Genomic DNA, 20469 nt, shown 5'->3' on the forward strand with positions numbered 1-20469 from the left:
CATGAAGAAATTTTTTGTTATTGGTATGCTGCTCTCGGCTGTGATGGTTCAAGCCCAGACAGCAAGGAAGTTTACGCTCGACCTGACAGAAGACGGAAAGGCGCAGATGGTGTGTTTCTTGCCTGAGACATCTTGTGGCAAAGCTATAGTAGGTGTGCCTGGTGGCGGCTATTCGGTACTTTCAAACACCCATGAGGGAACGATGGCATCGGATTGGCTCAACAAACAAGGTATTGCCTATTTCGTAGTGAACTATCGTTTGCCGGAGGGCGATCGCATGAAGCCTATGAGCGATGTGATGAATGGTATCCGCACTGTTCGTGACTCAGCCAAGGTGTGGGGTGTTAATCCAAATGATGTAGGTATCATGGGCTTCTCGGCTGGCGGACATCTGGCTTCTGTTGTCTCTACGCATGCCGACTTCGATGCTCGTCCAAACTTCTCAATTCTGTTCTATCCGGTTATTTCTATGGATCAGAAGGTGAGCCATAAGTGGTCGTGCATCAATTTCTTGGGTGAGGAGGGCTTGAAAGATCCCGCGTTAGTACGTGATTTCTCTACCATGAACGCAGTACGTCGCCATCTGACCCCTCCAGCATTGATTATCTCGGCTAGTGATGACCGTCTGGTACCGTTTGTTACCAATGGTTTGGAGTATTATAAGGCAATGCGTCTGGCTGGTAACGATTGCGCCATGTATGTATATCCTACAGGCGATCATGGTTTCGGCTTTGGACCTTGGTTCAAATATCACGACCAGTTGCTGACGGATATCGGTAATTGGCTGAAAGCTCATCAGGCCCCGAAGGAGGATGCTGTCCGTGTGGCTTGTATTGGTAACAGCATTACCGACGGCCATGGTCTCGATATGGCTACGGCATACGGATATCCCGCTTTGTTGCAGAAAAAACTGGGTAGCGACTACTGGGTGAAGAATTTCGGTGTGAGCGCCCGTACTATGCTGAATAAGGGTGATTATCCCTATATGAATGAGTTGGCATGGAAAGATGCGCTTGCCTTTAAGCCTGATATCGTAGTGATAAAGTTGGGAACCAATGATTCGAAAGGCCGTAACTGGCTGTTTGGTGCTGAGTTCCGTCAGGATTTGGAACAAATGATTACTACCTTACGTCCAGACCTGTTGCAACCTGCCAAGAAGAAAGGTAAGAAAGCAGCTGCCACAGTTCCTGCAAAGCCTCAGATATTCCTCTGTACACCCATCAAGGCAGAGAAGACAACCTGGGATATCAACGACTCCATTATTGTTAATGGCGTGATTCCTGTTCAGCAGGAGGTTGCCAAAAAGTATGGATTGAATGTCATCGACCTGCACACGCTGTTTGAAGGTGGCGAGAAGCTGATGATGACAGATGGTATTCATCCTAATGGTCAGGGTGCTGATAAGATGGCTCAGATTATTGCTGATGCTTTGAAACAGTAAAATCAAAGAAGGTATGAATAAATTAAAGCCGCTGACCTCTCAGCGGCTTTTTGTTTCTATGGGATGCTAATCTTGTAAGAATTTCATAATTGCTTGGTTGAATTCCTGAGGATGTTGGTTTGCAATGAAATGACTGCCTTTAAGGATTACCAGCGTGGCGTCAGGAATGTTTTCTGCTATCAGTCTTGTGTGCTCATCTTTTATCATGTCGTTAGTGCCCGCAATGACCAATGTTCTGGCTTGTATTCCTTTCAGTTCCTGAGGCGATATGTTCGGATCATTCACCATCAGCCCTAATAATTCGGCTTTTAGTTTTGCAGAACGGCGCCAACGGGCGAACACTCGGGCAATTCTATATCCTATCTCAATGGGGATTTGTATGCTTCTTTTTACGCCGTTAGTATTCAGATTGGCACCATTGAGTATCAGTCGGCTGATACGGTCGGGATGTTGTATGGCAAATACCATGGCGATATTGCCACCATCAGAGAATCCGAGCAGATGGGCTTTCTCAATCTGGTGTTTGTCCATAAATCCCAGCAGGTCTTCTGCGAATTGCCGAATGGTAAAAGGCTTGTCGCCTCTTGGCGATTGCCCATGTCCTCTGGTGTCTATTGCATACACATGATATGATTTAGCAAACTCATCTATCTGCCCTTGGAAATAATCGCAGTTCTCTCCATTCCCGTGAAGAAGAATCAAAGGAAACCCTTCACCTCTCTCTCTATAGAAATGCTCAATGTCCATTATCATGGCGGCAAAGTTAAGTATTAATTCGGAATATTCGGCAATATCTGTGTAGAATTGAAGAAAAAAATTGTTATTTGTTGCTGAATTAAAATAAAAACATTAATTTTGCCCACGCAATTTCCTCAATAAGGGGGATTGTGGTGTAAAGAATTGTATATATGAAAAAAATACTTTTGTTTGTATTGCCTTTCTTCTTTGTGTCATGCGACAAGGATAGTAACAATAATAACGGCAATAATAATGATGAAGAACGGGTTGTAAATGCCGACGAGCTCCTTGATGAAGTGCTTCACAACAGTTTCGATGGTATCGTCAATGTACATAAGGACAGCAAGACCTATACATATCTGCTTGAGTTGGCAGAAGAGGCTATAGCCCAGTCGAAGGGGAAAAGTAGTTGCGGTTTGCCCCTGCTTTATAAGGAAGAGAATTTCCCGACAGCATATAACTACTATACAGACAAGCAAGCAGACAAGATAGATGTATATAAGACGATGATTGGCTGGCTCGCTGCCATGCAGTTGTCGGAAATCAATCCGTCCAAGCGCAATCTGCTATATCAGACAGGATATGAGGCTGGCGACTTTACCATGGATAGTAATATTTATGGCTATAGCTTCAATTCAGATCCTAATGTGGCGCGCCTTGTGGCAAGTGCCATCTATGCAGCTATGCACACCACAGAGAAACCTGATATCGAAGCCATGAGGGCTGAGGTAGGTGGCAGCAAGTATCAGAAGACGCTGGCAGAGACGCTCAAGGAAGAGTCGCGCGACCACGTTACCGACGATGCTTTCTACGTAGAGCTCCGCAAGTTTATGGCGAGTGCGCCCGGTCCATATGCCCCTCAGTTCGCTGATCGTAATAGGATAAATCCGGAAATTGCCGATGAGAAAGCCTCCAATGGCTGTCTGAAGGTTGATATGGAAATCTATAACAACATTGTGAGCAAGTTCAACTTGCCAGACCAGAGAGCTGTACAGGCTATTGCTGACGAAGATAATGATGTTCACCATATCTTCGGAGCAGATAAGAAGAATGTTGGCGGTAAGTATAGCTTCAATGCAGTATTCGGAGCTTCAACCATAGGTGAGACCATCAGTCCCGAAGGAAAGATAGCCGCACTCATTCTGCTATTACAAAAGGCAGGTAACACGGCAAGAGGCATACTTCAACATGCGACAGCCTCACTTGGTCATTATGAATATGGCAGATTAAGGCCTGGCTGTTCTGAGGCGCAGCAGGGACTGCGCAAGTCGTATACTGACGACAGATATAACGTGCTGACGAGTTTTGTCATTGAGGATAATGATGGTCATAAGGCATCGTATGATGTAGGTGACATAGAGGTCTGCTATTATGATGAGAATGGCAAATGGACGAATGCTGATGTGCAGTCGCCAGAGCAATATGAGGATATGTCCAAGGACCTGTTGTATGCAAACTCCTATCCCAGTGGTCATGCTGCAGGAATATGGTCAGCTGCTATGACCATGATAGAACTCTATCCACAGAAAGCCGATCTGATTATGAGGGCAGCCAATGATTTTGCTGTGTCAAGAACCATTGCTCGATATCATTGGAACAGCGATATCATTCAAGGCAGAATCATTGGCAGTGTTATGAATCCTGTATGTCATGCAACGTCCGACTACAGCACTCTGCTCGAAGCTGCCAGAGCAGAACGGTAAACTATCATAGTGCAGCCATTACAATTAAAAAGGGAGCAGTATAGCAAAGTGTATACTGCTCCCTTCTTTTATGTCTGGTGATCTACTGTACTACAGAGGGAAGGCTTTTAAGACCTTTTAAATTGGTCGGAGTGGCCTCTGTGATGCTGATGGCGTAGCCGCCACCGGGAACAGCTGTCAAACGTAGTGCCGACTTAGCTGTTACAACACCTTTCTTGATGATATATGCTTGAGGATTGGTCTTGTAGTTGGCATCCTTCTTATCTGCATAGACTGTGGCGATATACTTCTTACCAGCATCGAGGAAGTTGAATTTCAGGTTCGATGTGTGTGCCTTCTCACCTGCAACGCATCCTACGAACCAGTTACCAGTACCCTTGGCACGGCGGGCTGCAGTGATGTACTCCATGGGCTCTGCCTCGAGGTATATACTTTCGTCCCAATCAGTAGCTACGTCTTTGATGAACTGGAAAGCATCCATGTGCTTCTGGTAGTTCTCGGGGAAGTCGGCAGCCATCTGTAGCGGACTATACATGGTGACGTAGAGGGCGAGCTGTCCGCAAATGGTGGAATTGCAGTGTGAACCGCTGGTTACGTCCATCTCGAAGATACCTGGTGTGTAGTCCATCGGGCCTCCTTGTAGACGGGTGAAGGGCAGAATGGCTGTATGACCGGGCTTCGTTCCCCCGAAGGCCTGATATTCTGTGCCTCGTGCACTCTCATTACCAATCAGGTTTGGCCATGTGCGGCAGAGTCCTGTTGGACGTACGGCCTCATGGGCGTTCACCATCACGTGGAAGTCGGCAGCGCGCTCAATGGCGTGTTGGTAGTGGTTAATTTCCAACTGGCTATAGTGATGCTCACCGCGTGGGATGATGTCGCCTACATAGCCACTTTTCACGGCGTCGTAACCATACTTGTTCATCAGTTTGTAGGCCTCATCCATGTGTTTTTCGTAGTTCATCACTGACGATGATGTCTCGTGGTGCATGATGAGGCGAATGCCTTTCGAATGAGCATAGTCGTTGAGTGCCTTGATGTCGAAGTCGGGGTATGGGGTTACGAAGTCGAACACCATCTCTTTCGAGTTGCCGCTCCAGTCTTCCCATCCGATGTTCCATCCCTCAACCAGCACGGCATCGAAACCATGTTCGGCTGCAAAGTCGATATAGCGGCGCACATTGGCGTTATTTGCAGAGTGACGTCCTGAGGGACGGGCTTTGCTATAGTCGGTCTGACCGAGTTTCACTGAGGGATACTGTTTGGTGTAAGCCCAGTCGCCCTTGCCAGAAATCATCTCCCACCATACGCCCATGTATTTTGTCGTGTGAATCCAGCTGGTATCCTTGATTTTGCAAGGCTCATTGAGGTTCAAAATGAGGTTAGATGCAAGAATTTTACGGGCATCGTCGGTGATCTGGATAGTTCTCCAAGGTGTGTTGAAGGGTGTCTGCAGAAATCCTTTGGCACCTATGGCATCGGGTGTCAGCCACGACTCGAACGTCATTGTCTTGTCATCTAAGTTGAGATGCATGGCGGGATAATTAATGAGCGCAGCCTCATGGAGATTCAGGTAGAGTCCGTCGTCGGTCTTCAGTTGAAGCGAGGTCTGCACGCCCGTCTCTGAGAATACAGTTTGTGAGAGGTTTCCGCTAACAGCACCGCGCAGGTGGCTTCGTATTTCGCTCAGTCGTGAGCGGGTGTACTCGTACTCCTGAGTGTCATAGTCGCCGGGAATCCACCATGCAGTGTGATTACCTGTCATGGCAAACTGCGTGTGTTCCTCTTTTACCACGAAATAGTTCAGACGTCCTTCCTGTGGAAACTCATAGCGCAGCCCCACACCATCGTCGTATACGCGGAAACGGATGTTCATACGACGATCGGTCTTTGTCTGGTCTAGTTTCACCAGCAGTTCGTTGTAATGATTGCGTATGTCACGGCTCTCGCCCCATACAGGCTGCCAGGTTTCATCGAAAGAGTCTGTTTCAGTGGAGATGATCGAGAATCCATCCATCAGATTCTCGGCGTCGCGCAGTTCAAAGCCTAAATGGCTCGTCTTCACGACAGGTTGACTTTTGTAACTGACTTTGTACGCTGGTACGCCGTCATTCTCTAACTGGAAGTCCAGTTTGATATTGCCGTCGGGCGAAAAGATGGTCTGCGCCTGAGCCGTTACTGCGCTGAGTAGATATATACAGGCGCTTACCATGTTGTTCTTAAAGATTTGTATCATAATAGAATTATGTTTGTTGATTTAATTATATTTAAGTCTTGTTGCCAATGCCGTTGTCGTCATCTTTTCAATCACCTAAGAATGTGGTCGACATGGTCCAGTTGCGCAAGTCGAAAGTCAGACGGTATTTACCCGCCTCAACAATCTTCCATTTGTCATCAGGATCCCCGGCATGCATGGCAAAGCCTGCTGCGTTGATAGCTGTCCGACTAATCTCCGTTCCATTCACGGTAGGACGGATAAAAGGAGCCCCCCAGTCACCGGTGCTGAGACACAGTTTCATTTCACCAGTGTTAAGTTGTCCTTCCCATTGGAATACGAGGGGATCGTCAGCAGTCGCCTCCAAAGCCGTGGGGTTCCCGATATCCCAACCTGCGGGCGTAGCATCTCCAACCATATATAATGTTGATGTTTTGATGGGCAGATTGCCATCGATAATGATGAGATCCTTCTCACCGTCGCAGCTGGTCATACCGATTGTCAGTACCATTAAGACCAGTGCGGAAAATAAACGATTCAGTTTCATATAACTCTACTTTATTTACTCTTACTTATTATAGCCTGGATTCTGAACCAGATTGAGATTAGCGTTCAGAATAGTACGCATAATGGGGAATATCTCCGTATGTTTGTCTGCATCGGCGCTCTTATCCCACCATGTACTATTAGAGAATTTCCCATAGCGTATGAGATCCACTCGGCGACGGCTCTCTGCGAAGAATTCACGTCCCCATTCGTCGAGCATCTCATTCATGTCGAGTATAGCAGATCCCTCCGGTGCGTAAAGTGCCTGTGCCTGTTTGTCGGCAGGGTAGTTGCGTCTGCGTACGCTGTTGAGCAGTCGTGCGGCTTCTGCCGTCTGACCTTGGCGCAACTTACATTCTGCCAGTGAGTAGATGATTTCTGGCAAACGAATCTCCGTATAGTCGCTCTCCATCTGGTGGGTATCCTCATCGCTGTAGAATGGGTATTTGGCGAAATGCCAGCCCGAGTTATGGTCGCCGTCGCGTAGCGTGCTGCTGCTCTCTGTCAGCCATTGGTTGGGGGCCATGCCTTGGAACTTGCCTACTGCATCGCGGATGTAGAGTTCATAATCCACCTCTGGTGCCTTGACACGCTTGGTTGCTCCCGACTCGTCGGTATATTCCAGAGAGCCGAAGAAGAACATACCCTCACGTCGACTGTCTCCAAGGTTCTTGTATAGCTTCAGACGCAGGTCACCGTCATATTTACGGAACTTCTGGATAGGCATGCCCAGTTCAAAGTTCAGCAGTTTCCCATTGGGCGCATAGCTGGGTGAGGCAGCATACTTCGTATTGTGTAATCCACCCTTGCTTCTTGAGTCGTTCAAATAGTGATGAACCTGCGATGGCGTTGTCCACCAATAGGTGTCTCCCTGATAGTGCCAGTAGCTATAGCCAGGTGCTGCAGGGAAGCCGAAGATGACCTCGTCGCACTCGTCGTTGTTCCAGTCGAAGGCAGCATCCCAACGGTCGGCCACCTGATACTTGCCATATTTCCCGTCAAGAACCTCTTGGGCTATTTGGGCACACTCCGTATAGTGTTCCTCGCCGATATATACCTGTGCGTTCAGATAGAGTCGTACCAGCAGGGCTGCTGCACCGGCCTTGGTCCATTGTCCCTGTATGGTGCCGTTACCACCGCCCAGTGATGTCTTCTCGGCCAGCAGTGGCAGGCATTCTTTCAGTTCACTCTCGATGAAGTCGTAGATGACACGGGGCTCCACTTGTGTCTCGGTGTTCTTGCTAATGTCGTTAAAACTGACGGCCAGAGGAACATGACGGAATGCGTCGAGCAGACGTATGTAGAACCATGCTCTCAGTACACGGCACTGTGCCTTTAGGTTATCGAACTCTGCTGTAGAGAATCCGAATTTTGAGGCATCGAGCTTTTCGAGGTCTTCTATCACATAGTTACACTGCATGATGCCTTGAAAACAGCCGTTCCATTCTGTTTCTGCGTCGCCAGCATCTTCTACGTCCCACTGATGGTAGTGCAGACGGCGCCATCTGCCACCGTCGTCCCACCAACCGTCTCGGGTGGGGGTGATAAGCTGGTCGGCACTCAGTTCATTAAGCACATGCCGGCTCTGTATGCTCCAGAAAGCATGTTCGAAAGGACGGAATGTTGCACGTACCACGTCGTTTTTCGTGTTGTAGTAGTTCTGTGTTCCCACCTGGTCGTAGAGTGTCTCGTCCAGATTGGTGCAGCCTGTCAATGCGGTCATCCCGATGGCTGCGGCAAATATATAATGTATGGGTTTCATTGTATTCTTAGTTTACAAGTTATTCATCACTTTTCACTATTTATTGTTCGCTCTTCGTTTTAGAAATCCACCTGTAAGCCAACGATAAGCTGACGTGTTGAGGGGAAGTAAGTACGCGAGCCGTTGGCACCGGGGGTGAGGCCGTTAACCTGATAGGTCGATGGATCTACACCGCTGAACTTGGTAAGTGTGATAAGGTTCTTACCCGTAGCGTAGAGACGGATACGATCTAAGAATCTCCAATTCTTCGGGTAGAATGTGTAGCCTATAGTTGCCATGTCGAGTTTCAGGTAGTCGCCACGCTCCAGGAAGTAGTCACAAACCACGGGGTTGACTGTTGGGGCTATTGCAAAGTTCTTATCGTATGCCTTTTTCAGGTGATTGCCGGTGAAGTTTCGGGTACCATAGTAGAAATCATGAATGTTGAAAATGTCGTAGAAGAATGCACCGCGGAAGAACAGCGTGAGATCGAAGTTGCGATAGCGGAAGCTGTGGGTCATCGACATGGTGAACTTAGGCATACCGTTGCCTACATTCTGGCGGTCACCATCGTTAGCCTGTGAGGCGCGGATAATGTCACCATCCTTGTCGTATACCAGCCACTCGCCATCCGAGTTATGACCGGCATATTTCCACATATAGAAGTTTCCCAGCGACTTTCCCTTTTCAATGCGTTGCAGATTATAATATGGATAGGGGGCTTCTGTGCCACACACGTCATAGTAGTCCTGTCCCACAAACTCGGAATTGCTGAAGTCAACAAACTTGTTGTTCATAGTGCTGCCGATGACGTTGATGTCGTAGTTGAAGTTCTTGGTCTTGACTGCCTGGAAATTCAGGTCGAGCTCGAAACCGGAATTCTTCATCGTACCCACATTTACAAACGTCTCTGCATGCAGATAGGGTGGTACTGATACTCTATAATTACCCAGCAGATCTTGCTGACGTCGGCTGAAATAGTTGAACGAGCCATATACACGGCCGTTCAGCAGCGTAAAGTCGATACCGATGTTCCAGTTCTTACCTTTCTCCCATTTCAGGTCGGGGTTTACATTCTTCGATGGGCCCCATACCTGGAAGTACTTACCGTTGTAATAGTAGTAGCCGAAACCCGCCATCGTGTTCAATGACAGATAACTGCCGAAATCCTGATTACCTGTCACACCAAAGTCTGCGCGCAGTTTCAGATCGTCAATCCATGTCATATTCTCCATGAACTTCTCTGAAGAGATTCGCCAGCCGGCAGATACTGCGGGGAAGTTACCCCATTTGTTGTCGGCACCGAACTTTGAAGACCCCTCATGACGCAGCGATGCAGTGAAGAGGTATTTTCCGTCGTAATCATAGCTCACGCGTCCCAGGAATGCTATCAGTTTCGAGTCGTTTTTGTAACTTCCCATCAGCACTTCACCTTCTTCCTTTGCGTATTCACCCGAGCCAAGGTTGTCGGGACCGAGACCGTCGTTGGGGAAGTCTTTGTTTTCTGCATTGAAGCCAGAATACCGTGAGTACTGATAACTGTAGCCAGCCATTCCTTTTACGTGGTGTTTGCCAAAGCTGCCTGTATAGTTGGTCAGCCACTCTAACACATACTGGCTTTCCTTCTTGTAAGAGCGATTTGCTTCGCCCTCGCGACCATTGTTGATGGCTTGCGTACTGGTTGACGGACGGAACCAGCTGTTATTATTGTCATATTGGTGGTCGGCAAACATCAGCTGCGTGGTCAGTGTTTGGTTGCCCTGATTGTTCTTGAGGAAGAGCGGCAGGATATTCAGTTTCACGGTGGCATCCCAGTCAAGAAGCTTGGTATCGCCGTGATCCGTCTCTAAGCGTTGACGCTCTATGGGGTTACTGCCCACCACCTGTCCTTGGAAATTATAATAGCGTATAGGGTCATTAGGATCCATAATTGGTGTGGTGGGGTTGGCCTCGATGGCATCTTTGAATACACCCCAGTCGGCCTGGTCACGATAGATGATGCGTGGTGCGATGTTTGCCGTGAAGGTCAGCAGTCCGCCCTTTGAGGTGTGCATGATAGCTGCTCGTGCACCATATTCCTCACGACCGGAACGCAGGTCAATACCGTGTGCTTTACGGTAGTCGGCGCTCACACGATAGTTACTCTTGTCGTTGCCACCGCTCAGGGTCAGCGTGTGTTGCTGCGTAAAACCGGTACGACTCACCTCATCCAGCCAGTCTACGTTACCGCCTAAGTCAACGCCAGTATCGCCATTTTCGAGGCGTACCTTGCGGTAGTCCTCTGCGTTCATCATATCCAGTTCCTTATTGATAAAGTCCCACGACAACTGGGAAGAGTAGGTGGCATGTGCCTGTCCGTCCTTGCTGCCCTTCTTGGTAGTCACAACGATAACACCGTTAGAACCGCGTGTACCATAAATGGCAGATGCGGCACCGTCTTTCAAGATGTCGAACGACGCGATGTCGTTGGGGTTAATGTTGGTCAGGTTGCCGCCAGGCACACCATCGATAACGATGAGCGGCCCCAGGCCTGCCGAACGCGAGCTGACACCGCGAATCTGGATGCTTGCCTGATTGTTGGGGTCGCCGGCACCAGTGTTTGTAATAGACACACCAGGCACTTTGCCTTGAATCATCATCGAAGGGTCGAGCGAACTCACTGTGAGGAAGTTTTCTTCGCCCACATGCGAGATGGCCGATGTCAGCTCCTTCTTGTCCATTGTTCCATAACCGACAACCACCACTTCGCTAAGCACCTGATGGTCGTCTGCCAACACGATTTCCATGTTGCTTTTACCATTTACCGCTACCTCCTGTGTGACGTAGCCGATATAAGAGAAAACAAGAGTGGCTTTAGAGGAAACGTTTAGTGAGAACTTACCGTCAAAGTCGGTAACGGTTCCGTTGTTCGTTCCCTTTTGCATGACTGTGGCACCAATCACGGACTCACCCGTTTGGTCCTTTACGACACCCTGCACCATGATGTCCTGGGCAAGGATGCTTAATGGCATCAGCAGCGCAAGCAGACTGATCATCAAGCGTCTGTTCAGAGGCTCTTTGCATACAGAGCGGCTTCTGTTGTCGTCGAATGTATTCATTTTGCTCATAATTAAAATTGTTTTAAGTTTAGAATGATTATTAAATTTTGCGGCAAAGGTACATATATAATTCTATGATTGTTCCTTTCAGTAAACCAGTAGTAAACATCTGGAAAAATGTCTTTTGATTATTGTTCTGATAATCTGACACTTATAATAAATATTAAAAATGTCTAGGTAAAATTGGCCTATTTGATTTATATTCGTACTTTTGCCGCCAAAACCAAAAGAGTATGCTCAGATTCTATATAGTCTCACTATTTCTGTCGCTGTCTCTGACATCGATGGCAGGCACAGAACTGTTACTTCATGAGCTTGATGCAACAATAGCTCAGAGAGCCCAGTATATCCGCGAAAAAGAAGGGCGCATCAACAACCTGAAAGATAAGTTAGCGAAGGAGCGTGACAACACAGCCGTCTTGAAGATAATCGACGACCTGTATAATGAGTATCATGTGTTCAAATTCGATTCGGCCATGTACTATGCCGATTGGGGACTGACACTTGCCAACATGCACGGCAATGCTTATTATACCAAGCTGTTCACAATCTATCGGGCAGAGATCCTTGCTATCGGTGGATTGTATTCTGAGGCAACTGAGTGCTTGGCTCCTCTTGACACACGCGACATGGAGCGTCAGATGCTTTTCAAGTTCTATATGGTGATTTCTAAGGTCTACTCCTATTGGTCGTCCTACAGTCAGAACACTCCTTTTGCTGAGGTGTATTGGCAAAAGACTATGGACTATTTTGAAAAAGGTTTGGCGTATCTTGATAAGGATAATCCACTTTACGATTATTATCAGGGAGAGTACTATTCCTATCTTAATCATGATGCCATGAAGGCCCGCCAATACTATCAGACAGTCATAAAGAAGGAAAGTGACAGCTCACGCATCTATGCCATGACCAGCTATGCGCTGGCAAATAATTATTTGAATTACGAGCATGATGAGGATAAATACGAAGAGCACCTTATTCGCGCAGCCCTGGCTGATCTGCGCAGTTGTACCATGGAGGCCGTAGCTCTGCAGATACTGGCCACACGGCTGTTTGAAAAGGGCGAGAGCGAGGTGGAACGGGCTGAGCGCTATATCAGTGTGTCGATGGAGGATGCTAAGTTCTATAACAACCGCCTGCGCATTCTGGAGATTTCGCGCATCCTGCCTCAGATCACTACCACCTATCAGGCAAGGGTAGAGAAACAGAACCACCGCCTGCGTTATAGCATCATCTTCATCTCATTGTTGGTCGTGGCCATCTTGTTTACCACCTATCTTATTCTGCGTCAGAATCGTAAACTGAAAGTTCATCGTCGTCAGTTAGCCGACAGCAATGAACGACAGGCGGAGCTAAACACTCAACTGCATGAACTCAACCAGCGACTCGTCGATACCAACAAGCGGCGCGAGGGACTGGCAAGTATCTATATTGACCTCTGCGCCAAGTACATCGACAAACTGGGTAAATATCAGACGCTTGTGAAACGCAAGATTAAGGCCAATCAGACTCAGGAGCTCTTGCAGATTATCTCATCGACCCGCATCTCAGAGGAGGACGCCGCCACATTCCTCACGCGCTTCGACAAGGCATTTCTGGAACTCTATCCAACATTCGTTGATGAGTTCAATGCCTTGCTACATGTGTCCGGCCGTATTCAGCAAAAGTCGCCCCACACATTGACTACAGAATTGCGTACCTTCGCCCTTATTCGTCTTGGTGTAAAGAACACAGCCGACATTGCCGGTCTGCTTTTCCTCTCAAATCAGACCATTTACAACTGCCGCTCCGTCATAAAGAACAAAGCTATCAATAAGGAATCTTTCGACGATGATGTGATGCACCTTTGCACCGTCATCAAGGAAAATCAGAGAGATTCGAAAGAAAGATAGCCCAGACTCATTCTCAGTGTCTGGAATACAGCCGTACCGCCACCACGACGACACACGGCAACAGCTGCAGCAGGTCATTGGATAGCTTCAAGCAATTGATCGCAGATGCTTTTCATGCCACTGATAGAGGGGTGACCGTTCTGCTTGTCAATATCGTGGAGTTCAATGAGCTGAACGTTATAGTGCTTGCAGATTTCGCGCATCGACTCGTTAATTGGCTCCCGCAGTTCAGAATTAAGCAACGAGTAAATAGCGGCCTCTGGATAGCGCTTCTGTAGCTTATCAAGCAGGCAGGCGAGTGCGGGACGGAAGTTCTTGCAGTCCTCCTTAGTCCAATCTGCATATTGATATTCGCCAACGGGCGAGTTTGCCCAAGCGTCGTTTGTGCCGCCAAACACAAAAATGATGTCAGGACTACCCAAGCTGTCAACACGTGCAATAAAGTTGTTACGCGAGAAGTCCATTCCGCCGTAACCTGTACCGCAGATGGTGGTTCCGCCCCATGAATTGTTTTTCTCTAACTGATAGCCTTTGGCTTTGATGTAAAGGCTCCACCAGGTCTGTTCAACTTCCACGACATCGTTTCTGTCGTTGGGGTAGAACGATGAGTAATTGGCAGGGATGATGCCTTGGAAGGTGGAATACGAGTCGCCCAGAATGGACACTTTCTTGTTTTGTGCTGAAGCGGCAATCATCGTGGCTGCCATCAGTGAAAGAATGAATAGTTTCTTCATGTTAGTCTTAATATTATAATTGTGAATCACGGGTGCAAAATTACTAAATCTTTTGAAATAATGAGCATGAGTGTCTAGTTAAATAATACAAAAAAGGTTGTGGCTTTATAACCTTTTTGAGAACTTTCTGTATCTTTGCCGTCAAATTGCAGATATCCATAGAGCGACGGACCATTGACACCAATGTCGTAGGATGGACGTTTGTTGTCGATATGTTCTACCGTATTTTTGAACAACAGGGCAGAGGCCATCTTGTCGCTATCACCTCAGTTGGCGGTCTGCGGGGTGAATCGCTGGCACATCCTGGCGATATTATATAAAGCCCTTCCTTATTGCCTCTATAAAAGAATGTGATTTCTTAAGATAAGGGAATTACGGTCTCTTCCTAGCCCTGAAATATAGCATGGCCCCCTCTACGTGGAAGTCGAGAATGTCGTAATAAGGCTCCAGCCGCTTACGTACATCGTTGACTGTGTCGAAGGGTGGGGTAAACCAGCCCATGCGGGTCATGACGGTTTTAGCAAGCCAGTCGGCAGCCTTCTGTTCTCCGGCGACGTAGAAGCAGGCTAACAGTTCGCCGCCTGGCTTCAAGGTTCTCAGGATCTCCGAGTATGCCTTATCCTTGTTGGGAAACACATGCAAACCGTTCATGCAGAGCACATAATCGAACGTCTCGTCTTCGAAAGGCAGTGCGCTGACATCACCCTGCATCGTCTTGATGTTGGTGATACCAGCTCCACGGAATCTGTACTCAGCCTGCTCCAGCATATCGCGGCTATAGTCCAGACAGGTGATGTCGGCCTGTTTCATCCGTCTGTATTTCTCTGTAGTGAACACAGCAGTACCCACGGGTACGTCGAGCAACTTGATCTTCGATCGAGCCTGCTCATGCTCTGCAGAGTCGATGCGAGCACCGCTCTGCTCTCGCTCAATCGCAGCCTTGACCTTGAAATCATCGGGAATCCAATCCAGAACCCTACGGGCAATCTCGTTGTCATCCACGCCGCCCCAAAGCAACTTGAAATAAAGTTTACTCCACCACTTGCCCTGCGTGATTGCATCGTCATAGAAACTCTTACTAAACTTGTATGAGCTCTTAATCTTGTCTGCCATAATCTTTTTCATTTGTTTACAGGGTACAAAGGTACGTCACTGGTCTCGCAACTCGGTTGCAAAAATGATGGCTGACCATCACAGCCAGCCACCTCGTTCTCTCGGGGCAATCTTCACGCCCTCGTTCAGTTTCTCCAGCGTGGGGTTGGTCATCACGCCTGGGTTCTCTACAATGGTCTTACCAGCCTCGCGCAGAATGACCACCACCTGGTCGTACATACCTTTCTATATCCTTTCCTTCGCCCAGATGCTGCTACCGATAAGTGTGGCTGCAAAGGGAATCTTATGGACTGTCCTGTTCGGATTGGCAAAAACCTGTCAGTATGGAGGTCTTACGATTCTTGGTGTGGAGGGCTACAAACGTTTGAAGAATAAGTTCAAGAAGAATGATGACCGATGAAAGGACTGCCATGGAATTTGCATGCCACTCACATCTACAAAAAAATCCCAAGGCAAATCGATATTGCCTTGGGATTTTATGATTTATTAGAGTTTAAGCGGGTTGAACTTCTTTCGACCTCAGTCGAGACTCGGCAGAGTTCTTGCTGAGCAAGTGGCAAAGCCGAGCGCAAGCGAATTTGGCTCTGCGCTCACTTCTTATTGCGCCAGACTTCGATGAGCATCACCCAGGTCTCCGAACAACTCCATTTCGCCGAAGTCACCACTTTCGCCCGTTTCTTCACACGTATGAAGGGTATATATCTTCCCTTCCAATCGGAAGGTCAAGATGTCATCGCCAAACGGCTGGTCTTCTGTCACGTCGTAGAGTGACAACGTGTAGTCTCGTACTTGTTCGATGTTCATAACGTCATAGTTATTTGCTCTTCAGCGATAGGCTGGCGGTGGGCAATGGGCTCTTGATACTCACGTTGACGGAGCCTTTCTTCTGCGTGCTGCGGACGACGAGGAGGGCGCGGCCTTTCCACGTCTTAGTGCGTGGTGAGGTGTAAGGCTCTGTATCCTTCAAATCGGCAGAAGCAAAGGCTAACAGGTTGCCTGCTCCCTTGACGACAGCCTCACAGTCTATTGCGGCTTCTGGTACAGGCGTTCCATCCTTGTCAACCACCTCGATGGTGATAAAGGTAAGCGACTGACCATCGGCAGCCATCACGGTGCGGTCGGGGGTAAGACACAGACGGGCTGGTTCGCCAGCAGTCTTCAGCGTCACGCTCTCGCCACCAGCCTCGGCGCGGAGAGTTCCGGCCTTATAGGGTACGGGGAATACAGCCTTGAACTCAGTCTCGCGGCTTACCCGCTTCGTGCCGATGAGTTGGTCGTTAAGATACAATTTTACTTCGGGTTGACGGGTGTAGACTTCTACTTCGACGGTTTTACCTTCCCAACCGGGCCATGTCCACGACTCCCATGTGGGCCAGACGCTCCACATCGTGGTGTGAATCTCGCCGTGGTAGCCATTGGGCTCTTTCACAGCCATGTAGAGTGGCGTGTCCTTCAGCCACAGCATCTCGCGATAGTGGCTAATGGGTTTGCGCCAACCGGTGATATCTACATCACCGCAGGGAGCGCCGTGCCATTCTGGCTGTCCGCCTTCAATCCACGACTCGCCCTCGCGCTCACCTTTATAATAGTTGCGACCGATGCCACTCTCGCCCAGATAGTCGAGGCCAGTCCACACGATATCCCCCACGACGTAGGGGAAATCGTTCACCACGGCCCAGTTACGGAAGGCATCACGCGGATAGCTCTCTGTCTGCCAGATGACACGCTTGGGGTCACGCTTATGATCAGAGGCGTGTTTGAAGATCATGTAGTTGTAGCCTGCCACGTCGAGCACCTCGGCATGCGGGTCGTAGATTTCCCAGTCGCGGTCCCAGGCGCAGAGTGCCTCGGTAACGGGGCGTGTCTTGTCATGTTCGTGAATAGCCTGTTTCATCTGTCGGGCGGTATAGACCACGCGGATGTCCTTACGCTCGATCACCTCGTTGCCTATGCTCCACGAGATGACACTCGGGTGGTTGCGGTCGCGCAGCACCATAGCGTGGATATCTTGGCGGAAGCAGGAGTCTATGACGGTCGAGTAGTCGTATGGATTCTTCTGTGTGCGCCAGCCGTCGAAGGCCTCGTCGATAACGAGCATCCCTATCGAGTCGCAAGCGTCGAGAAAGGCACGCGTCGTGGGATTGTGCGAGGTGCGGATAAGGTTGAAGCCTGCCTTCTTCATCTGACGTACTTTACGGATTTCTGCATCGTCGAAGGCCATAGCACCTAGCACACCGTCGTCGTGGTGTACGCAGGCACCATTGATGAGCATTTTTTTACCATTGAGCATAAAGCCGTTCTTTGCATCAAACGAGAAAGAGCGGATGCCGTAGCTGATATTTTTTTCGTCAATGATTTGTCTGTTCTCCTCAATAGCCACATGGGCCTGATACAGGTATGGTGTGTCAGGAGACCACAATTTAGGATTGTCCACCATGTAAAAGGCATGAAAATCTACTGCTTCTCCAGCTGCCAGTGTGATATGATTTCTTTTGCCGTTAACTATCAGTGATAATTTGCGCTGGTGGTCTGACTCGTTCACTATAGCCACATTCACATTCACCTTGGCCGAGGTTTCCGTTATCTCGTCGGTAGTGACAAAGACACCGTTCTTGGCAATGTGCAGTGTGGGCATGGTCTCCAACCACACGTGGCGGTAGATACCAGAGCCGCTATACCAGCGGCAGTTGGGCTGCTCGGAGTTATCCACCTTCACGACAACCTCGTTAGCCTGTTTTTTGTTCTTATTAATAAATGGTGTCACATCCACGGTGAACGGTGTGTAGCCATAATGGTGCTGTCCTGCCTTCTGTCCGTTCACAAAGACCTCTGCCTTCTGATAGACACCTTCGAAGTGTAGCTTTACAAGTTCAGCATCAGGTGTGGCAAACGTTTTGCGGTACTCGCCTTTACCGGCCTCGAACCATCCGCCGCCGGTTCCTGTAGCACCTTTACCCGCATTGGGACCTTCGAAGATGTCCCAGTCATGCGGTAAGTCCACAGTCTGCGTTTTTCCGTTTTTGGACAAGCCAAGCGGTGAAGCCGAGCGGTGAGTAAACTGCCAGCCGAAGTCAAACAACTGCCTTTTTGTTTGTGCCGATGCCGTCATCGTCGCAACGACTAGCATCCATGTAATCATAATTTTTTTCATTTATTTATAATGCATTATTTTATGGTTTAGCTATTTCTGAATTCTATAGGTGTCATGCCGAAGTGATCCTTTACGTATTTGCCGAAGAACGAGGGATTGGGGAAACCAAGACGGTCGCATATCTGCTTCATGCTCAGGTCGGTCTGTTTCAGGTAGTAACGGATGTCCTCTAAAACATGTTCTGTAATCCACTCGTTGGCTGTCTTGCCTGAATTCTTCTTGCAGATGGTGGTCAGGTATTTGGGCGAAATGCAAAGGTCGTTAGCATAGGCCTCAACCGTGCGATGCTTCACATCGGTAGAGTGCAGCAGGTCGAGAAAACGCTGGAAGTGGCTGTCAGTCGTATGCGTTTCTTGATTGTTTGACGCCAGCATCCACTTCATGGCGCCGCAAAGACCGAGGATGGCCGAACGGAGTAGAGCCTGGATGATTTCTGTGTGATACGGATTCTCCTTGCCTCGTTCGATAGCCTGTGTGAGCATGTCGTAGAAGTGGGTGTAGAAGAGAATCTCATCTTCGTCCATCGTTACGATATGCTGGCGATGGATATACATCATGTCGTTCCAAATGCTGATTTTCTCGTTCAGGAAACTGCGCAGGATACTATTGGTAAGGAACAGACCTTTCAGGTCGAAGTCGGGACTTACCATCACATCGGTAATCATCACGTTCTGCGGGATAATGGCCACCTGATTCTTGTGAAACTCCATGTGCAAGCCATTCATCTGGGCCTGCGCCTTGCCACTGGTACAGATAACCACGGCATTCATGGCTACGTGAGCGTTACATGTTTCAGTGAACTGCTGAATACTGTCCACAATCACTATTTCGTTATCCGAATAGCCAATCTGGATGTCTTCATTGTTGGCCAATGACTGAATGGTAATCTCTTCTTGCTGTTTCATGTGGCAAAATTAATCATTATTTTGCATATTTGGTGTTTTGTATCGAGTTTTTTATGTTCTATTTCGGAATATGTGGTTTGTTTGATAATATTTGCGGTGAAATCGAACATAGATGATGACCGATATTGCATTACCTTTGCAAAAAAATGCGAAAACAGAAATTTACATTTAGTTATGAATAAGAGTATTTTAATGTTGCTTTTGGTTATTTTGGTGAGTAGCTGCACAAGTAAGAAGGAGCAGAATGCAAAGGCTCCTACGAGAGTAAAGACAGAAGTCGTATCGACAGCCATGAATGCGAGTGGTCAGACGTATGTAGGTATGGTAGAGGAGTGTGAGGCTACTGCTGTAAGCTTTACAGGCATGGGTGTTGTAAAACGCATGCTGGTAAACGAAGGACAGGCAGTGGGTCGTGGTCAGCTGATAGCCGAGATGGACGATACGCAGGCGCGTAACCTGTTAAGTGGTGCCGAGGCCCAGATGACGCAGGCCAACGATGCCTTAGCACGATACAAGATGCTACATGATAACGGATCGCTCCCAGAGGTCCAATGGGTGGAGATTCAGAGCAAGGTGGCTCAGGCCAAGTCGCAGTTAGAGGTGGCTAAGAAAAATCTGGCCGATTGCCGATTGGTAGCCCCCGTAAGTGGTATCGTAGGCAAACGCTTGGTAAGTGCAGGCGAAACAGCCATGCCCTCGCAGGCAGTAGTCAGCATCCTCGATATTTCAACCGTCAAGGTAAAAGTGGCTATTCCCGAGGCCGAAATCAGTGGTATTGGTGCCAACACCTCGTCAACCATTAAGGTAGATGCTGTAAATGGCAGTTTTACGGGAGGTAGGATAGAGAAGGGGGTGCAGGCTGACGCGCTCACCCATACTTACGATATCCGCATCCATGTGGCCAATGGTGAGCGAAAGCTGCTGCCTGGTATGGTGGCCAGCGTGCAGTTTGGTAATTTTGAGAAACCCACCAAGGATATGAGTCTGCCTATAACGGCAGTTCAGCGTAAGGCCGATGGTTCGCTGTTTGTATGGACGATTGCCAACGACAGCACCGCTCACCGTGCCACCGTACGTACGGGTGAGACAATGGGCAACCGAATTGTCATCACAGATGGCATCGCTGAGGGTGGCCGCATAGTTACCGAGGGATATCAGAAACTGAGTGAAAACACCAAAGTGGTTTATTAAA

General features: G+C 48.5%; 17 protein-coding genes. 6 read left to right on the plus strand and 11 right to left on the minus strand.

Annotated features, from left to right (window positions below; all coding sequences use genetic code 11):
- Position 1 precedes the first annotated feature (1 nt).
- Positions 2 to 1441, plus strand: coding sequence for an acetylxylan esterase AxeA1 (axeA1, locus tag BMX82_RS00170; protein ID WP_091765050.1), 1440 nt, complete (start codon positions 2 to 4; stop codon positions 1439 to 1441).
- A 66-nt stretch (positions 1442 to 1507) separates the two neighbouring features.
- Here the strand turns inward: axeA1 and BMX82_RS00175 are convergent, their stop codons facing one another.
- Positions 1508 to 2194, minus strand: coding sequence for an alpha/beta fold hydrolase (locus BMX82_RS00175; protein ID WP_218142007.1), 687 nt, complete (start codon positions 2192 to 2194; stop codon positions 1508 to 1510).
- Between the two features lie 155 nt (positions 2195 to 2349).
- Between BMX82_RS00175 and BMX82_RS00180 the strand changes: the two genes are divergently transcribed.
- Entirely contained in the window at positions 2350 to 3882 is a 1533-nt protein-coding gene (locus BMX82_RS00180) for a phosphatase PAP2 family protein (protein ID WP_036911904.1), read from the plus strand.
- Between the two features lie 82 nt (positions 3883 to 3964).
- Here the strand turns inward: BMX82_RS00180 and BMX82_RS00185 are convergent, their stop codons facing one another.
- The 4 genes from BMX82_RS00185 to BMX82_RS00200 all read right to left on the minus strand — a co-directional run bounded on the left by BMX82_RS00185 (position 3965) and on the right by BMX82_RS00200 (position 11419).
- The gene (locus tag BMX82_RS00185; RefSeq protein WP_374933686.1) at positions 3965 to 6118 is read right to left on the minus strand and encodes a glycoside hydrolase family 97 protein; all 2154 of its coding nucleotides are present in this window, start codon (positions 6116 to 6118) and stop codon (positions 3965 to 3967) included.
- Between the two features lie 67 nt (positions 6119 to 6185).
- The gene (locus BMX82_RS00190) at positions 6186 to 6608 is read right to left on the minus strand and encodes a SusF/SusE family carbohydrate-binding protein (protein ID WP_051949771.1); all 423 of its coding nucleotides are present in this window, start codon (positions 6606 to 6608) and stop codon (positions 6186 to 6188) included.
- A 57-nt stretch (positions 6609 to 6665) separates the two neighbouring features.
- Positions 6666 to 8405: a RagB/SusD family nutrient uptake outer membrane protein gene (locus BMX82_RS00195; protein ID WP_036911907.1), complete on the minus strand. Its 1740-nt coding sequence runs from the start codon at positions 8403 to 8405 to the stop codon at positions 6666 to 6668.
- A 59-nt stretch (positions 8406 to 8464) separates the two neighbouring features.
- A complete protein-coding gene (locus BMX82_RS00200; protein WP_255396539.1) occupies positions 8465 to 11419 on the minus strand; it encodes a SusC/RagA family TonB-linked outer membrane protein in 2955 nt (984 codons plus the stop codon).
- Between the two features lie 296 nt (positions 11420 to 11715).
- On the opposite strand from BMX82_RS00200, the gene BMX82_RS00205 reads away from it, so the two are divergent.
- Complete coding sequence (locus tag BMX82_RS00205) at positions 11716 to 13374, plus strand: DUF6377 domain-containing protein (protein ID WP_036911910.1); 1659 nt, start codon at positions 11716 to 11718, stop codon at positions 13372 to 13374.
- 74 nt (positions 13375 to 13448) lie between these two features.
- Here the strand turns inward: BMX82_RS00205 and BMX82_RS00210 are convergent, their stop codons facing one another.
- Positions 13449 to 14108: an SGNH/GDSL hydrolase family protein gene (locus BMX82_RS00210; protein WP_091765061.1), complete on the minus strand. Its 660-nt coding sequence runs from the start codon at positions 14106 to 14108 to the stop codon at positions 13449 to 13451.
- A gap of 116 nt (positions 14109 to 14224) precedes the next feature.
- On the opposite strand from BMX82_RS00210, the gene BMX82_RS13260 reads away from it, so the two are divergent.
- The gene (locus BMX82_RS13260; protein ID WP_317039568.1) at positions 14225 to 14428 is read left to right on the plus strand and encodes a Rossmann-fold NAD(P)-binding domain-containing protein; all 204 of its coding nucleotides are present in this window, start codon (positions 14225 to 14227) and stop codon (positions 14426 to 14428) included.
- 52 nt (positions 14429 to 14480) lie between these two features.
- Here BMX82_RS13260 and BMX82_RS00220 read toward each other — a convergent pair whose 3' ends face one another.
- On the minus strand, positions 14481 to 15221 hold the full coding sequence (locus tag BMX82_RS00220; protein WP_091766149.1) for a class I SAM-dependent methyltransferase: 741 nt from the start codon (positions 15219 to 15221) through the stop codon (positions 14481 to 14483).
- Positions 15222 to 15299: 78 nt separating this feature from the next.
- Positions 15300 to 15440: an iron-containing alcohol dehydrogenase gene (locus tag BMX82_RS12830; protein WP_143058274.1), complete on the minus strand. Its 141-nt coding sequence runs from the start codon at positions 15438 to 15440 to the stop codon at positions 15300 to 15302.
- Between BMX82_RS12830 and BMX82_RS00225 the strand changes: the two genes are divergently transcribed.
- Complete coding sequence (locus tag BMX82_RS00225) at positions 15394 to 15621, plus strand: hypothetical protein (protein WP_255396540.1); 228 nt, start codon at positions 15394 to 15396, stop codon at positions 15619 to 15621. The genes BMX82_RS12830 and BMX82_RS00225 overlap by 47 nt on opposite strands.
- A 197-nt stretch (positions 15622 to 15818) precedes the next feature.
- On the opposite strand, the gene BMX82_RS00230 is transcribed toward BMX82_RS00225, so the two are convergent.
- Genes BMX82_RS00230 through BMX82_RS00240 form a run of 3 tightly spaced genes read right to left on the minus strand, consistent with a single transcriptional unit; the run spans position 15819 to position 19277 of the window.
- Entirely contained in the window at positions 15819 to 16025 is a 207-nt protein-coding gene (locus BMX82_RS00230) for an MmcQ/YjbR family DNA-binding protein (protein ID WP_091765066.1), read from the minus strand.
- A 10-nt stretch (positions 16026 to 16035) separates the two neighbouring features.
- Positions 16036 to 18360, minus strand: a complete 2325-nt coding sequence (locus BMX82_RS00235; protein WP_255396510.1) for a glycoside hydrolase family 2 TIM barrel-domain containing protein — start codon at positions 18358 to 18360, stop codon at positions 16036 to 16038.
- A 38-nt stretch (positions 18361 to 18398) separates the two neighbouring features.
- Positions 18399 to 19277, minus strand: coding sequence for a helix-turn-helix domain-containing protein (locus tag BMX82_RS00240; RefSeq protein WP_091765071.1), 879 nt, complete (start codon positions 19275 to 19277; stop codon positions 18399 to 18401).
- Between the two features lie 174 nt (positions 19278 to 19451).
- Here BMX82_RS00240 and BMX82_RS00245 point away from each other — a divergent pair, with 174 nt between their 5' ends.
- The gene (locus tag BMX82_RS00245) at positions 19452 to 20468 is read left to right on the plus strand and encodes an efflux RND transporter periplasmic adaptor subunit (RefSeq protein ID WP_091765075.1); all 1017 of its coding nucleotides are present in this window, start codon (positions 19452 to 19454) and stop codon (positions 20466 to 20468) included.
- Position 20469: the final 1 nt, after the last annotated feature.

The organism is Prevotella sp. khp7, assembly GCF_900109055.1.
Classification (GTDB): Bacteria; Bacteroidota; Bacteroidia; order Bacteroidales; family Bacteroidaceae; genus Prevotella.

Coding starts and splice junctions, on each gene's coding strand:
- BMX82_RS00235 (WP_255396510.1), bottom strand. CDS start 18,360: ATGATTACATGGATGCTAGTCGTTGCGACGATGACGGCATCGGCACAA.
- BMX82_RS00230 (WP_091765066.1), bottom strand. CDS start 16,025: ATGAACATCGAACAAGTACGAGACTACACGTTGTCACTCTACGACGTG.
- BMX82_RS00220 (WP_091766149.1), bottom strand. CDS start 15,221: ATGGCAGACAAGATTAAGAGCTCATACAAGTTTAGTAAGAGTTTCTAT.
- BMX82_RS12830 (WP_143058274.1), bottom strand. CDS start 15,440: ATGTACGACCAGGTGGTGGTCATTCTGCGCGAGGCTGGTAAGACCATT.
- BMX82_RS00180 (WP_036911904.1), top strand. CDS start 2,350: ATGAAAAAAATACTTTTGTTTGTATTGCCTTTCTTCTTTGTGTCATGC.
- BMX82_RS00245 (WP_091765075.1), top strand. CDS start 19,452: ATGAATAAGAGTATTTTAATGTTGCTTTTGGTTATTTTGGTGAGTAGC.
- BMX82_RS00185 (WP_374933686.1), bottom strand. CDS start 6,118: ATGATACAAATCTTTAAGAACAACATGGTAAGCGCCTGTATATATCTA.
- BMX82_RS00175 (WP_218142007.1), bottom strand. CDS start 2,194: ATGATAATGGACATTGAGCATTTCTATAGAGAGAGAGGTGAAGGGTTT.
- BMX82_RS00210 (WP_091765061.1), bottom strand. CDS start 14,108: ATGAAGAAACTATTCATTCTTTCACTGATGGCAGCCACGATGATTGCC.
- BMX82_RS00205 (WP_036911910.1), top strand. CDS start 11,716: ATGCTCAGATTCTATATAGTCTCACTATTTCTGTCGCTGTCTCTGACA.
- axeA1 (WP_091765050.1), top strand. CDS start 2: ATGAAGAAATTTTTTGTTATTGGTATGCTGCTCTCGGCTGTGATGGTT.
- BMX82_RS00195 (WP_036911907.1), bottom strand. CDS start 8,405: ATGAAACCCATACATTATATATTTGCCGCAGCCATCGGGATGACCGCA.
- BMX82_RS00240 (WP_091765071.1), bottom strand. CDS start 19,277: ATGAAACAGCAAGAAGAGATTACCATTCAGTCATTGGCCAACAATGAA.
- BMX82_RS00225 (WP_255396540.1), top strand. CDS start 15,394: ATGGTCTTACCAGCCTCGCGCAGAATGACCACCACCTGGTCGTACATA.
- BMX82_RS00190 (WP_051949771.1), bottom strand. CDS start 6,608: ATGGTACTGACAATCGGTATGACCAGCTGCGACGGTGAGAAGGATCTC.
- BMX82_RS00200 (WP_255396539.1), bottom strand. CDS start 11,419: ATGATCAGTCTGCTTGCGCTGCTGATGCCATTAAGCATCCTTGCCCAG.